This is a genomic window from Klebsiella sp. MS 92-3, from assembly GCF_000195655.1.
Lineage (GTDB): Bacteria > Pseudomonadota > Gammaproteobacteria > Enterobacterales > Enterobacteriaceae > Klebsiella > Klebsiella pneumoniae.
Genome location: NZ_GL882770.1, coordinates 75,796 through 89,927, shown reverse-complemented (window position 1 = coordinate 89,927; position 14,132 = coordinate 75,796). Strand labels below are relative to the sequence as shown.

General features: G+C 57.4%; 11 protein-coding genes and 2 tRNA genes. 5 read left to right on the top strand and 8 right to left on the bottom strand.

Translation table 11 applies throughout. The features are described from left to right. The coding region (locus tag HMPREF9538_RS20165; RefSeq protein WP_323740374.1) for a nucleoside recognition domain-containing protein at nt 1-557 on the top strand (557 nt) is incomplete at its 5' end. On the opposite strand, the gene HMPREF9538_RS20170 is transcribed toward HMPREF9538_RS20165, so the two are convergent. Further along, nucleotides 468-2,090, bottom strand: a complete 1,623-nt coding sequence (locus tag HMPREF9538_RS20170) for an alpha/beta hydrolase (protein ID WP_009484417.1) — start codon at nt 2,088-2,090, stop codon at nt 468-470. The genes HMPREF9538_RS20165 and HMPREF9538_RS20170 overlap by 90 nt on opposite strands. 272 nt (nt 2,091-2,362) lie before the next feature. Between HMPREF9538_RS20170 and pmrD the strand changes: the two genes are divergently transcribed. Together pmrD and HMPREF9538_RS20180 are read left to right on the top strand one after the other, a co-directional pair. Then, nucleotides 2,363-2,608, top strand: a complete 246-nt coding sequence (gene pmrD / locus HMPREF9538_RS20175) for a signal transduction protein PmrD (protein WP_004141189.1) — start codon at nt 2,363-2,365, stop codon at nt 2,606-2,608. Between the two features lie 129 nt (nt 2,609-2,737). After that, the gene (locus HMPREF9538_RS20180; protein WP_009484415.1) at nt 2,738-4,192 is read left to right on the top strand and encodes an AMP nucleosidase; all 1,455 of its coding nucleotides are present in this window, start codon (nt 2,738-2,740) and stop codon (nt 4,190-4,192) included. Between the two features lie 161 nt (nt 4,193-4,353). Here the strand turns inward: HMPREF9538_RS20180 and HMPREF9538_RS20185 are convergent. From HMPREF9538_RS20185 to HMPREF9538_RS33310, 3 genes are all read right to left on the bottom strand, one after another. Next, nucleotides 4,354-4,429: transfer RNA gene (locus HMPREF9538_RS20185), tRNA-Asn, on the bottom strand. A 128-nt stretch (nt 4,430-4,557) separates the two neighbouring features. Beyond that, a complete protein-coding gene (locus tag HMPREF9538_RS20190) occupies nt 4,558-5,994 on the bottom strand; it encodes an EmmdR/YeeO family multidrug/toxin efflux MATE transporter (RefSeq protein WP_004151469.1) in 1,437 nt (478 codons plus the stop codon). 34 nt (nt 5,995-6,028) lie between these two features. Beyond that, on the bottom strand, nt 6,029-6,181 hold the full coding sequence (locus tag HMPREF9538_RS33310) for a DUF5951 family protein (protein ID WP_004225945.1): 153 nt from the start codon (nt 6,179-6,181) through the stop codon (nt 6,029-6,031). Between the two features lie 5 nt (nt 6,182-6,186). Between HMPREF9538_RS33310 and HMPREF9538_RS20200 the strand changes: the two genes are divergently transcribed. Together HMPREF9538_RS20200 and HMPREF9538_RS20205 are read left to right on the top strand one after the other, a co-directional pair. Continuing rightward, nucleotides 6,187-6,262: transfer RNA gene (locus tag HMPREF9538_RS20200), tRNA-Asn, on the top strand. Nucleotides 6,263-6,423: 161 nt separating this feature from the next. After that, complete coding sequence (locus HMPREF9538_RS20205; RefSeq protein WP_000059620.1) at nt 6,424-7,686, top strand: tyrosine-type recombinase/integrase; 1,263 nt, start codon at nt 6,424-6,426, stop codon at nt 7,684-7,686. Nucleotides 7,687-7,879: 193 nt separating this feature from the next. On the opposite strand, the gene ybtS is transcribed toward HMPREF9538_RS20205, so the two are convergent. The 4 genes from ybtS to ybtP are packed head-to-tail and all read right to left on the bottom strand — an operon-like array spanning nt 7,880 to nt 13,986. Then, nucleotides 7,880-9,184: a yersiniabactin biosynthesis salicylate synthase Irp9/YbtS gene (gene ybtS, locus HMPREF9538_RS20210; protein WP_000703034.1), complete on the bottom strand. Its 1,305-nt coding sequence runs from the start codon at nt 9,182-9,184 to the stop codon at nt 7,880-7,882. 27 nt (nt 9,185-9,211) lie between these two features. Further along, nucleotides 9,212-10,492, bottom strand: coding sequence for a yersiniabactin-associated zinc MFS transporter YbtX (gene ybtX, locus HMPREF9538_RS20215; RefSeq protein ID WP_001286279.1), 1,281 nt, complete (start codon nt 10,490-10,492; stop codon nt 9,212-9,214). Beyond that, nucleotides 10,485-12,287, bottom strand: coding sequence for a yersiniabactin ABC transporter ATP-binding/permease protein YbtQ (ybtQ, locus tag HMPREF9538_RS20220; RefSeq protein WP_009484414.1), 1,803 nt, complete (start codon nt 12,285-12,287; stop codon nt 10,485-10,487). Before ybtQ ends, ybtX begins: the two co-directional genes overlap by 8 nt. After that, entirely contained in the window at nt 12,274-13,986 is a 1,713-nt protein-coding gene (ybtP, locus tag HMPREF9538_RS20225) for a yersiniabactin ABC transporter ATP-binding/permease protein YbtP (protein WP_001152055.1), read from the bottom strand. The genes ybtQ and ybtP overlap by 14 nt, the downstream gene beginning before the upstream one ends. Nucleotides 13,987-14,132: the final 146 nt, after the last annotated feature.

Below are 14,132 nucleotides of genomic sequence, written 5' to 3'. Positions count from 1 at the left end.
TGGGGGGGGGGGGCGGCCTGTGCGCGGCCGCCGTCGCCTGGCACGTCACCGGACGGCGCTTATCGGTCGCCGAGAGCCCCCGCGCGGAAGCGCTGCCGAACGCCGAGCAGAACAGCCAGGGAATTCTGGCCGTGATTAACAGCGCCGGCTCCGACGCCATCCGCCTGGCGCTCGGCGCGGTGCCAATGCTGATCCTGTCGTTAACCATCGTCGGGCTGCTGCAGGGCGCCGGGGCTATCGACCTGCTGCAGCAGCTGCTGAAGCCGCTTCTCAGCTGGCTGCACATCCCCCAGAACTTTGTGCTGCCGGCGCTGGTGAAGTGCGTTGCCGGGGGCACCGCCTACTTTGGCGTCATTTCCGAGCTGATCCAGCAGGGCAAAGTCACCGTGGACCAGGTCAACGCCTCGGCAGGTCTACTGATCCAGACCTTTGATCTTCCCGGTATCGGCATTTTTCTTGGCATCAGCTCACGGTTTGTCCGCCTGTTCCGCTTCGTGGCTCCCGCGGCGATCGTCGGTATCCTGCTGCGTACCGTTCTGCACCTGATCCTGTTTTAACGCCTCTGCTCTGGCCTGCGCTTTCAGGCAGGCCGCCACCGCCGCCTGTTCGCCGCAGGCGATGCGCTCATCGACGCGCGTCATCATCCATGGAAAGAATGGATTGGAGGTGACGCGCATTAACGTCTCCAGCCCCACGCTCAGCGTCCCGGTCTCTCCGCGCAGTGAAATGGTGCCCAGGCTAATGCCGTAGCGGTTCTTCTCGTCCGGCTCGCGACCATACAGCGAGTCGCTCAGGGGAAACGGCACCGCCACATGCGACAAAGAGTATATATCCGCCGGCCAGGCCAGGTGTAAAGGATAACGATGCTCTTCCCGTTCCTGGGCCAGCGTGGTCCGGGCGACGGTCTGCAGCGTGTGCGCCGTCGCGTTGGTCACCACCGTGGTGGTATAGGCCCGCGGCGCCGGGGGCAGCAGCGTATTCACCGCCGCATAGAGCGCAGGGCGAAACAGGACCCGGAGATCCGCCGCCTGGTTAATATCGAACACCACCAGCTCGCTGCCGTTATCCGGCAGATAGCGATACAGGGACTCCACCACCGCGCGGGTGCTGACCGTGGAATCCATCACCGACTGAAAGGTGAGGATCGGCGGCAGCGCTTTCAGCTCGCCCTGCCGGGCCGCGCGGATAATCTGCTGCTGCAGCGCCTGGCTCAATAACCACGATTGTCTCGCCGCCTTGACCGGAAAGGAGTTGTACTTGAACGGATTAAACTCAGGCGCCACGTTCAGCCAGGCCGCGCGGGCGAACGCCGGGAAGACGGACGGTAGCCCGGCGAGGCCGGCGAAACGGGCAAACGCGGTCACGCCGATCATCGGCGACAGCAGAATGATCTGCTGCGGCTGGCGCAAGTGATTGTCTTCCAGGCTATCGAGGGCATACTTGAGCGCCAGCGCGCCGCCGTTAGAGTAGCCGACCAGATGCAGCGGCACGTCCGCCCCGGCAAGGCGGGTCGCTTCGCGTACCGCCAGACGCGTCGCCGCCAGCCAGGTCTCCCAGTCAACCGCCGTTAACGCCCCCGGCGCGGTGCCGTGTCCCGGCAAACGCGGCGCCACCGCCACATAACCCCGCTGCTGCCAGAGTTGCGCCAGATAGCGCACGCTGTAGGGCGAATCGGTCAGGCCATGGAGGAGCACCACGCCGCCGCGCGGCTTGCCCAGCGGCATCAGCACAAAAGAACGGTTCCAGTCCTGCTTAAACTGCCCCGGCCAGACCCGGCTGTGACGATAAAAGCGGTTGACCGGGGTTTTATCTTCCTCCGGCAAAGCCTCTGTCACCTCACGCTGGAGATCGGCGAAAATCGTCTTCTCCCGCGCCAGATACTGGGCAAAGGTCGCCTGGTCGATCTCTTCGGCCGACATCTCGTTGCCACTCCAGGTATGCCAGCGATGCAGGGACGGGCCGCGTTGGGACTCATAGATCCGCCCGGCGAGAAAGACCACCAGCAGCGCCAGTACCGCAATGCTCCCTTTTTTCAGCAGTGAGCCGATAACGGCGCCGGACGTTCGCCAGTGTCGAAATAGATGCTTCATGACGCTCTCTCTTATATTTATTGCGTAGCCGGACTTATCAGCCCTCTTCCTGACAGGCTATTCTCACGGTCTGCTTTTCAGCATAGTCATCGCTTCCTGCAAATTAAACCCGGCAGATCATTGCCCCCCGGCATAAAAAAACCTAGCGCACAGATCAACAATCGGTTGCGTATTTTTAAACACTGCATAAACCAAGGGGATAATCTTATTGTCAGATTTTTAAGAAACATGAATTATCGACGCACATGTCGCTATGAGAGGATAAAAAACAGATGGAGTGGTGGGTAAAAAAAGTACAGGACAACGCTTCGGCCAGCCTCTGCCGCGTCGTGCTTCAGAGCGGTGCGCTAGAGATGATCGCAGAGATTGAAGCCTGTCGCCTCCGCCTGCGGGAAGGGGATAAACTCACTCCGCTGGCCGATGCGCGCTATTGTCTGAATAATAATCCGACGCAAACTTTGAAGATCCGCAACGCCACTCATTATAGCAGCGAGCGTTGGACAAACGCCGGCAAATAACACGAGCCCGCTCCCTTTACTGGTTATGGTCTGAGTATCGTCGCATTTGACAGATAAATTCTCCTTCGCCCTTTTCCCGCTGTGACATACTATCGGGAATGTCAGCAGACCTGAAACAAGGAGCGAATCATGAATATCAAGGCCGCCAGTCTGACCCCGGAACAAGCGCTTGCCGAGCTGGAAGCACGCTATGAAGCCTCGGTCACGGCGTTACGCAAAGCCATCGGCGACTATATCGACCATAATACGCTCCCCGATACCGAAGCCCGCGCGGAAGGTCTTTTTGTCTATCCGCAGCTGTCGGTCTCCTGGGACGGCGCCGATCATAAAGCCCTCAAAACGCGCGCCTGGGGACGTTTCACCCATGCCGGTTGCTATACCACCACCATTACGAATCCGAAACTGTTCCGCAACTATTTGCTGGAACAGCTGACCCTGCTGTATCAGGACTATGGCGCGCATATCAGCGTCGAGCTGTCGCAGCATGAGATCCCCTATCCTTACGTGATAGATGGTTCCACCCTGACACTCGACCGCTCGATGAGCGCCGGTCTGACGCGCTATTTCCCTACCACCGAGCTGTCACAAATTGGCGATGAGACCGCGGATGGCCTGTTCCATCCCACCGAGTTCTATCCGCTGTCGCACTTTGACGCCCGCCGCGTCGATTTTTCGCTGGCGCGTCTGCGACACTACACCGGCACGCCGGCGGAACACTTCCAGCCCTACGTGCTGTTCACCAACTATACCCGCTACGTGGATGAGTTCGTCAGCTGGGGCTGCAGCCAGATCCTCGATCCCGACAGCCCCTATATCGCTCTCTCCTGCGCCGGCGGGGTCTGGATCACCGCCGAGACCGAAGCGCCGGAACAGGCCATTTCCGATCTGGCGTGGAAGAAGCACCAGATGCCGGCCTGGCATCTGATCACCCACGACGGCAAAGGGATCACCCTGATTAACATTGGCGTCGGCCCGGCCAACGCCAAAACCATCTGCGATCATCTCGCGGTACTGCGGCCGGACGTCTGGTTAATGATCGGCCACTGCGGCGGCCTGCGCGAAAGCCAGGCCATCGGCGACTATGTGCTGGCCCACGCCTATCTGCGTGACGATCATGTACTGGATGCGGTGCTGCCGCCAGATATTCCGATCCCCAGCATTGCCGAAGTGCAGCGCGCCCTCTACGACGCCACCAAGCAGGTGAGCGGGATGCCCGGCGAAGAGGTTAAGCAGCGGCTGCGTACCGGGACGGTGGTCACCACCGACGACCGTAACTGGGAGTTGCGCTATTCCGCTTCGGCGCTGCGCTTTAATCTCAGCCGGGCGGTAGCTATCGATATGGAGAGCGCGACCATCGCCGCCCAGGGCTATCGCTTCCGCGTCCCCTACGGCACGCTGCTCTGCGTCTCGGACAAGCCGCTGCACGGTGAAATCAAGCTCCCCGGCCAGGCTAACCGCTTTTACGAGGGCGCTATCTCCGAGCATCTGCAGATAGGCATCCGGGCGATTGACCTGCTGCGCGCCGAGGGAGATCACATGCACTCGCGTAAGCTGCGCACCTTCAACGAGCCGCCGTTCCGTTAATCGTCGATGACGTGGGAATCGTGAGATAAACGCTGACGTTACCCGCCAGGGAGCGTCAGCGTCCGGATAAGCGAAACAAACGACCCGGCGGTGTTTGTCCACGGAAGAAAGGCGGTAGACAGAAAAGCAAAAAGCCTGCTCGAAAGCAGGCTTCTTAAATTTGGCTCCTCTGACTGGACTCGAACCAGTGACATACGGATTAACAGTCCGCCGTTCTACCGACTGAACTACAGAGGAATCGTGTGAACGGGGCGCATATTATCGATGACGCCCGGCGCTGTCAAAGCCTGTTTTCAATAAAATGAATCGTTTGCCGAATTATTCTTCACTTTGCGCAAAAAATGGCGATTAGCCTCGCAAACGGCTCAGCTTTCCTCCGATGAAGCCTTCACGCGCGGATATTTCCACAGCCAGCGGCCGCTCACCATGCGGAAATAAAACAGCACGCCGCGCACCGCCCAGTCGAGCACCATCCCTAACCAGACGCCAATCACCCCCATCCCCAGCACGATGCCCAGGGTATAGCCCGCCACCACCCGGCAGCCCCACATGCCGAGCATCGACACCCACATGGTGTAGCGTACGTCACGGGCGCCTTTAAAAGCGCAGGGTAAAGTCCACGACAGCGACCAGATCGGCATAAACAGGGCGTTGAGCCACAGCAGCTGTTTAACCACTTCTTTTACATCTTCTTCATGGGTGTAGAACGAGGCGATAAAGCCGGCGAAGGGGGCGCTGCCCCAGGCGATCAGCGTCAGAATAATCGTCGACAGCCAAAATACGTGCCAGGCCTGGAATTCAGCCTGACCAATCTGCCCTTTTCCCAGCCGCTTGCCGGTAATGATCGTCGAGGCGGAGCCGAGGGCGTTGCCCGGCAGGTTAATTAGCGAGGCCACCGAAAAGGCGATAAAGTTGCCGGCGATAACGTTGGTGCCCATCCCGGCGACAAACATCTGGGTCAGCAGCTTGCCGCCATTGAAGAGGACAGATTCGATACTGGCCGGGATGCCGATCCCCATCACCTCCCAGATAATGGCGAAGTTAAAGGGTTTGAAGTAACCCTTCAGCGACAGCCGCAGCGCCGGATTGAGGCCCACCATCAGCACCCAGATCGTGGCTATCGCGCCAATATAGCGGGCAATGGTCAGCCCAAGCCCGGCGCCGACAAACCCCAGCCCCGGCCAGGAGAAGATGCCGTAGATGAGCACGCTGCTGATTAAGATATTGAGGATATTCATCCCGCCGTTGATCAGCAGCGGGATTTTGGTGGTGCCGGCGCCGCGCAGCGCCCCGCTGCCGATCAGCGCAATCGCCGCTGCCGGGTAGCTCAGCGCCGTCAGTTCCAGATAGGTCAGCGCCAGGTCCTTGACCTGGGCGGTGGCATCGCCGGCGACAAAATCAATAATCTCCTGGCCAAAGGCATGGATCACCCCCGCCAGCAAAATGGAAAACAGGGTCATAATGGCCAGCGACTGGCGCGCGGCCGCCCTCGCCCGCCGCCGATCGCGCTTGCCGAGGCTAAAGGCCACCACCACCGTGGTGCCCAAATCGATGGCGGCAAAGAAGGACATGATGACCATGTTAAAGCTATCGGCCAGCCCCACCCCGGCCATGGCCTCTTTTCCCAGCCAGCTGACAAGGAAGGTGCTCAACACCCCCATCAGCAGCACACAGGCATTTTCCAGCAGAATGGGCACAGCGAGAGGGCTGATTTCGCGCCAGTACAGCACACGATAACGCTGACGTTTTTTAAACCAGGATGTCCGTTCGACGGCCTGGCGTACGGCGGAGGTGACGTTCAAGAGAGACCTTAGTGAGAAATGTTGAAACAACATTTCAAATGATGATTGAGAAATGGATATCCTGCAAAGTATTTTCCGTAATAATTGTCGGAAATGACAACAAATTGTCGATGGAAGCGGCAGTTGCACCTGAACAGGCGAATTGATGTTTGACAAAAGTTTTTTCGCCGCTAAGATACGACTCCACACGATTCCTCTGTAGTTCAGTCGGTAGAACGGCGGACTGTTAATCCGTATGTCACTGGTTCGAGTCCAGTCAGAGGAGCCAATTTGCTGTTTTCATGCATCCTTGCGAATCATTATATGATGTTGGTTCAACAGGTTAGCGTGAAAACTCTTCCCGGTGCATTTTGATTTTACCCTCCGCATCGGGAAAAATTGGTGGTCAAATCTGGGGTCAGGTTAGTTCGATAATGGAGCGACCCCCATATGTCCCTTACCGACGCGAAAATCCGCACTCTCAAACCTTCTGATAAACCCTTTAAAGTCTCCGATTCCCACGGTCTGTATCTGCTGGTCAAGCCGGGTGGCTCACGTCACTGGTATCTCAAGTACCGTATTAACGGTAAAGAATCGCGCATTGCGCTGGGTGCCTATCCTGCCGTCTCCCTCTCTGATGCGCGACAGCAGCGTGAAGGTGTCCGTAAAATGCTGGCGCTGAATATCAACCCGGTACAGCAGCGGGCTGCTGAACGTGGCTCACGAACACCGGATAAAGTTTTTAAAAACGTGGCGCTGGCGTGGCATAAAAGTAACCGGAAATGGTCGCAGAACACCGCTGACCGTCTGCTTGCCAGCCTGAACAATCACATCTTTCCGGTCATTGGCAACCTGCCTGTATCAGAACTTAAACCCCGTCATTTCATTGACCTGCTGAAAAGGATCGAGGAAAAAGGTCTGCTGGAAGTTGCGTCCCGCACGCGGCAGCACCTGAGTAACATAATGCGCCATGCGGTTCATCAGGGGTTAATCGATACGAACCCGGCAGCAAATCTTGGCGGCGTGACCACACCTCCTGTCAGACGGCACTATCCTGCCCTGCCACTGGAGCGGCTGCCTGAACTGCTTGAACGTATTGGGGCATATCATCAGGGTCGTGAACTGACGCGGTTGGCCGTCCTGCTGATGCTGCATGTGTTCATTCGCTCCAGTGAACTGCGTTTCGCCCGCTGGTCAGAGATTGATTTCACAAACCGAGTCTGGACGATACCCGCGACGCGAGAACCCATTATTGGAGTGCGTTATTCCGGCCGCGGGGCCAAAATGCGAATGTCGCATATCGTCCCCCTCTCAGAACAGTCCATCGCCATTCTGAAACAGATTAAGGATATCACCGGTAATAATGAACTGATCTTCCCCGGCGACCATAACCCGTATAAGCCAATGTGTGAAAACACGGTCAATAAGGCACTGCGGGTGATGGGCTACGACACGAAAAAGGATATCTGCGGTCACGGCTTCCGGGCAATGGCATGCAGTGCGCTGATGGAATCGGGTTTATGGGCAAAGGACGCAGTAGAACGCCAGATGAGTCATCAGGAGCGCAATACCGTGCGCATGGCTTATATTCATAAGGCAGAGCACCTAGAAGCCCGCAAAGCGATGATGCAGTGGTGGTCGGATTATCTGGAAGCATGCCGAGAATCTTATGCACCGCCTTATACAATTGGTAAAAATAAGTTTATCCCATAGTATACTAACGAATCCCACACTCTGGCAAATTACCACCACCTCTACAGGAGGTGGTTCTATATAGACTTTTATCAACTTCATGACGAAAAACACCTATTTTATCCAAAAAGAAGACAATAGAGTCACAGAGGAATCAAAGAGCGACTCAATTGTCTTTGGACAGTCTGGTTGTGAGGTTAGAAAACAGTTACTCCTACACCATTAAATAGGGCGCAATGCTCGCTAATTTCTCCCGGGTTTCCGTCAGTTCGCGTTCCGGTGTAGATTGCGCGATGATTCCCGCCCCCGCTTGTATCCAGCAGCGCTGGCTGTCCTGAAATACGGAACGCAGAACTAGCGCCGCATCGAAGCGCATATCGTCCAGCAGCAGAATTGCGCCGGAATAGAGCTCTCGCGGCGTCTTCTCAATTTGCATAATCGCGTTCAGGGCAGCGTTTTTAGGGATACCTGAGGCGGTAATCGACGGAAACAGCACGGTAAACGCATCCCAGGCATCCTTGTTTTCCGCAAGCTGACCGCTCACGCCGGACCCCAGATGCTGAACGCTGCCGCGCTGGCGAACCGACATTAAATCTTCAACCACCACGCTGCCCGGCAGGCAAACGGCCTCCAGTTCAGCAATCGCTTCTTTGACAGAAAGGATATGCTCAAGCACCTCTTTACTGTCGTGCAGCAGTTCTGCCTCTTTCGCCTTATTATGCTCCGGGTTTCCCATGCGATCGCGGGTGCCCGCAAGCGGTTCAGTGACCACTTTATTGCCCGTCACTGACATCACCAGTTCCGGGCTAAAGCCCAGCGCTTCGCGTCCTTCCTGACGGAACATAAACGAGCGCACAGGTGTATTTGCCTGCCGCCCGTATAACAGCGTGGCGGGCATATCAATCCGCGATGGCAGGGGAATAGCGCGCGAGACAATCACTTTGACATACTCGCCACGGCGGATCTCCGCAACGGCGCGTGCAACCTGTTGTTTATACGCCTCGCCATTGAGGGCGGTATCCACCGCCAGTGGTGCGTTCTGCGTCGTTGTACTGGCCTCTTTTACCCACTCACACAAACGTCGGCCCCCGTCGGCGGAGTCCGCATAAACGGTGACATTTCCCTTTTCAAAAATAAGTTCTTCACGGGGAACGGTTAACGTCAGCAGCGGCCACTCCCCGGCGTTAAAGGCAATCCCCCGCGCATGCGCCGCAAAGTTGAACCCAACCTGTCCATAAACCCGACGTCCTTTCACCTGAGGATGTGCCATAAAACGACGCGCGCAGTCGGTAATGGAATCCACCGCCCATTGTTGCTCCCCGGCATCATCAATAAATGTCGCCTGCGTTCCGTCGGCATTAATGTGCAACCGTGCCAGGCACCCTTTGCCTAAATACCAACAGGGTTGACGCTCATAGACATAACACTCTTCTTCTGCGAACTGGCGTAAAACGCCAGAAATCGTCGGCAGCCATTGTTCCTCTGGTAACGCCAGGTGTAAAAATTCACTGATTTTCATCCCTTACCTCTCTGTGTTATTCCCGGATCAATCAATTGCGCTTGTCATCAGTTCTCTTGCCGAATGCAGCCGGATATAAGCAACCCACGCCGCCAGCAACGTGAATACCCCGGCAAACAGGAAGCAGGCCGCATAGCCAAAATGTTGAGCAACAACGCCGCCGATAACACCAGCCAGGATGGCGATTGCCGCGTCAGTACATTGAAAGAGGGTGAAGTCGACACCGGCCTGCAAAGGCGATGAAAGCGACATCAGCGTGGCGTAAAGACAGACCAGCGCGCAGGCCAGCGAAATGGACTGGACAATGACCAGACACTGGAGAATCGGCAGCAACAGATGACCCGGCGCCATCATGAACGTCATCACCACCGCCAGCAGCGCGATCCCCTGGACGCCATAAGCCGTCAACAGCGCTCTGCCGGGTGAGGTGTATTTCATCAGTAATCCGCCGGCCAGCGTTCCTGCTATGCCCGCTGCAATATTGCCGCCGCTGAACAGCGCGCCCAACGCAGACATGCTCAACCCATGATCCAACAACAGCGGCGCCAGAAGAGGCAGCACAAACCGCATACCTGAATTCAGCATTAATACCAGCAGTAAGCCCAGGCGCGCCTGCTTCCTCCTTAGCGCATAACCTAACGCCGGAACATGCGGGATAGGCGCTGTTCGCGTCGGCTCCGTAATGCGCCACAGCGGGAATGACAGCGCCATAATCAGCATCGCCATCATCAGCATGGCGACAGGCCAGCCGGATGCTGCCGACAACATTAGGAACACCCCGCCGCCGCACATCATTCCCAGATAGCTGCCGCCGACCTGCACGCTGTTTCCCCAGCCGTAACCCGCGCGAGTCAGTTGATCGACGCAAAAGCCGTCGCTGGCGATATCAATGGTGGAAGCGACCGTGCCTGCCACCATAAACAGAACAAATAACGCGACGATTTGCGTATCGGGAAATCCTCCTTCTCGCCCAAACCAGCCAATCGCTGCGGCAATCATCAGGATCGCCGCTAGCGCGACCTGACCACGCAGGATTAACATCCGCGAACGGCGTTCCTGGCTACCGGGCGGAAGCCGCCAGCGTTCGATCCACGGCGCCCAAATAAACTTCAGCGCCCAGGGCAGCATGAACAGGGTTGTCGCACCGGCAAGCGCCAGCGATCCGCCAGCAGCGCGCACCAGCGCGGGTAAGGACTGCATAGACAGCGCCGATACCAGACTCTGCGTCACATAGACGCCGGCAATAGCAAAAATCACCCGCCCGGTCGTCAACGTCAGCGGTTTCACATTCGACTGAACATCACTCATGCACCCCCTCCCCAGACGCGGAACCCCCGTCGTCGCGCCACACGCGCGCGGCCATTTGCGCCTGCCACAGCGCCTGATAACGTCCATGATGTGAGAGCAATTGTGCATGAGTACCCTGCTCAACCACCTGTCCCTCTTCCATCACCAGAATGTTTCCGGCCCCGGCGATGGTGGATAAACGGTGAGCGATGATAATCACCGTCCGGTTGTGAACCAGGTTATCGATCGCTTTTTGCACCGCCAGCTCGCTTTCAATATCCAGCGCGGCAGTCGGTTCATCGAGAATGACGACCGGCGCGTTTTTCAATAACGCTCTGGCAATGGAAATCCGCTGGCGCTCGCCGCCCGATAGCTGGCCGCCCATCTCTCCCATTGGCGTCAGCCAGCCTTGCGGAAGACGGGAAATAAACTCAAGGCACTGCGCCGCGCGGGCGGCCTCTTCTACCTCCTGCCGCGTCGCCTGTGGGCGCGCGATACGGATATTCGCCAGCAGCGTGTCATCAAACAGCCAGACATCCTGGAAAACAACAGAAATCAGGCTATTGAGCTGTTCCGGCGTCAGGCGGCGAATATCGACGCCGCCAATAGAAATCTGCCCTTGCTGCGGATCGGCATAGCGCATTAACAGTTTGGTGACCGTAGTTTTGCCTGCGCCGGAGGCACCCACCAGCGCGCTCATACTGGCTGCCGGGAACGTCAAAGAAACATGATTAAGCGCGTGGCCGTCGCCTTCTTCGTAGCGATAGCTGACGTTGTCAAAGCGGATATCGTAACGTTCCGGCATCTCGCTTTGCTCTGCGACGGGAAGCGGTGCTATCGCCATAAACCGCTCAATCCGTTGCAGGGCGCTGGCGATCAGTTCCACAACCGAGGTGTAGCTGATAAACATCGCCATCGGTTCTGCGAAGCGCATAATCATCGCGACGGCGGCAATCAAAAAGGCGAGGTTCAGAGTGCCCGTCACTACCCAGACGATCCCGGATAACACCACCACCTGTAGGCCCAACTCCACGACGCTGGCGATCAGCATCGTCGCGCCAGCGCCCTGACGGTGAGTGCGGGTCTGTAAGTTTTCCAGCGCATTGAAATGCGCCAGCAGCGCCCGGCTTTTATCGGCATCGCTGCCGCAGGTGCGCAATACCATCATCCCCTGAGCAAATTCAACGATATCGCCGCTCAGACGCTGGTGCGCTTCCCCCAGCGTCTGCATTTGTCGCCGCATCGCCGGGCGGCGCCAGTAATAAAACGGCACCAGCAGAGGGAAGATCAGCAACATCACCAGCCCCAGCCGCCAGTCTATCCACAATGTCGCCAGCGACGCCGTCAGCGGCGTGACAATGGTGAGCAGCAAAATATTGGCTATCGCAATAACATAATTGAGGTTTTCATCCACGCTGCCCAGCAGCAAGGCGTTCATTTCACCCGCCCTGCCGCGCTGGAGCTTCTCCAGCGGCACGCGGCGTAACTGCTCGCCAAGTCGCAGGCGCAACTCATGGGTGGCCTGCGCCAGATGACCACGGTATTCAAAGCCCAGGCCATACCAGCGTAGCACCAGCGTCACAATTGCGGCGACGCTGAAGGCCATAGCCCAGTTAAGAAGTTGCGGCGCGTCTCCCCGTAACAGCGCATCAATGATCGGATAAAGACAGGCAAAGGCGATCCCCTGCATGAATGCCGCCAGCAACAGCGCCAGCATACTGCGTCGCAGCATCCTGGCCTGACTGCCAACGCTGGAGATAAGCTGGCGCCAGTTGACGCGCCAGGCCAGGTTATCCGCAGGATTATTGTCTTTCATTTTCCACCACCTCTTCCTGTGTTCCACCCGGCACCCAATGCTGCGCCTGCTGATAGTGTTGCCAGAGCCGTTGATACAGGCCGCCCTGCGCCAACAGTTGCGTATGGTTCCCCATTTCCCTGAGCTGTCCGTCGGAAAACAGCAATATCACATCGGCCTGAGTCACCATTGAGAGACGATGCGCGACCATGATGACCGTCCGGCCACGCATGGCCGCCGCGAGCGCCTTGATAAGCGCCGCTTCGTTTTCCGGGTCAGCAAACGCCGTCGCCTCATCGAGCACCAGGATGGGGCGATCCTGCAAAAGCGCCCGGGCGATAGTAATGCGCTGCCGCTGGCCGCCGGAGAGAAATACCCCACGTTCCCCGACTCGTGTGTTGTAACCTTCTGGCAGAGCGCTAATAAAATCATGGGCCTGCGCCACTCTGGCCGCCGCTATTACCGCCTCCAGCGGCGTATCCGGCGCGCCCAGACGAATGTTATTGGCTATCGTGTCGGCAAAAAGGAAGTTGTCCTGAGACACAAACGAGAGTTGCTTCATCAGGGTGTCCGTCTGCATATCACGCAGATCCACGCCTCCAATACGGATATGGCCTTTGTCCGGGTCGGCGTAACGCAGCAGCAAGCGCGCCACGGTGCTTTTTCCGGCGCCGCTTGGCCCGACCAGCGCCACAATTTGCCCGGCAGGCACATGAAAGCTCACCTCCTGCAACGCGGCGCCAGTACGCGCTTGCGGATAATGAAAGCTCACCTGCTCAAAGGTAATGCTCGCCTCTTGCGGCTGCTGGTCAGACTGCGGCAGCGATAACTCCGGCATCGCGAGAACCTGATAAATACGCTGAATGCTTAAACGCGTTTGCGCGACCAGGTTATTGAGCATCATCATTGGCATTACGGCTTCGGCCATTCCGCTGCCCAGCAGTAAAACGGCCACCCACGCGATAAAATCGAAACTGCCATAGTGCAGCAGGCCGTATCCCGACCAGATCAGGACAAACAGGGTCGGGAGAGGATTCAGAATCGAGAAGGAAAAACGCGCTGAAAAACCGGCTTTGCGATACCAGGTTTTGAGCACATCGACCCACTCTTCGAGGGCTCGTTGATAGCGCAAAAAACTGGTGCTGCCGCTATCAAACGTTCTCACCACGGGCATGGCCTGCACGAACTCAATCACCGCCGCGCTAACCTGCTCGCGCGCCTTATGATAACGCTGAGCCATATCTTCCGAACGCTGGCGGGCGAGCACGAGAACAACCGATCCAAACGCCAGTACCCCCAGCGTCGCGATTGCCAGCCGCCAGTCCAGCCAGAACAAGATAACGATTGTCGCCAGCGGCATGATGATCGCGCGGGCATAGAGCGGCGTGCTGTCGGCCACAAAAATATGTAACGACTTCACGTCATCCAGCATCACTTTCGCCACTGACCCGCTGCCCATTTGCTGTAACACGCCAGGCGGAAGCTGCAATGCTTTACGGGCTAACCTGCTGCGCAGAATGTTCTCCAGATGAAAAGCCGCGTAATGAGAGGTGTTGAACGCCTGTAAGCGCAGAACAAAAGTTAAGACCACGCAGCCGATCACACCGCCCAGCGGCCAGGCCGGAATAGCGTCAGGCGTCGCGCGAATGTCACGCAGGCTCCACGCTAGAAAAAGGAGCGCCCCCAGGCTGGTTAATGCCGCCAGCCCCGCCAGCGCCATAGCTAAAATAACCTTCCTGCGAACCGGTGTAATCACCTGCCAGAGAGGAAATCGGGACAGCGATTCAGTATTGGATGATTGAGATGACATGGGAGTAACTGAATTTCCTGATGAATTTTTACGGACGCCAAAAACGACAATTCAGG

Coding starts and splice junctions, on each gene's coding strand:
- HMPREF9538_RS20170 (WP_009484417.1), bottom strand. CDS start 2,090: ATGAAGCATCTATTTCGACACTGGCGAACGTCCGGCGCCGTTATCGGC.
- pmrD (WP_004141189.1), top strand. CDS start 2,363: ATGGAGTGGTGGGTAAAAAAAGTACAGGACAACGCTTCGGCCAGCCTC.
- HMPREF9538_RS20180 (WP_009484415.1), top strand. CDS start 2,738: ATGAATATCAAGGCCGCCAGTCTGACCCCGGAACAAGCGCTTGCCGAG.
- HMPREF9538_RS20205 (WP_000059620.1), top strand. CDS start 6,424: ATGTCCCTTACCGACGCGAAAATCCGCACTCTCAAACCTTCTGATAAA.
- ybtS (WP_000703034.1), bottom strand. CDS start 9,184: ATGAAAATCAGTGAATTTTTACACCTGGCGTTACCAGAGGAACAATGG.
- ybtX (WP_001286279.1), bottom strand. CDS start 10,492: ATGAGTGATGTTCAGTCGAATGTGAAACCGCTGACGTTGACGACCGGG.
- ybtQ (WP_009484414.1), bottom strand. CDS start 12,287: ATGAAAGACAATAATCCTGCGGATAACCTGGCCTGGCGCGTCAACTGG.
- ybtP (WP_001152055.1), bottom strand. CDS start 13,986: ATGGCGCTGGCGGGGCTGGCGGCATTAACCAGCCTGGGGGCGCTCCTT.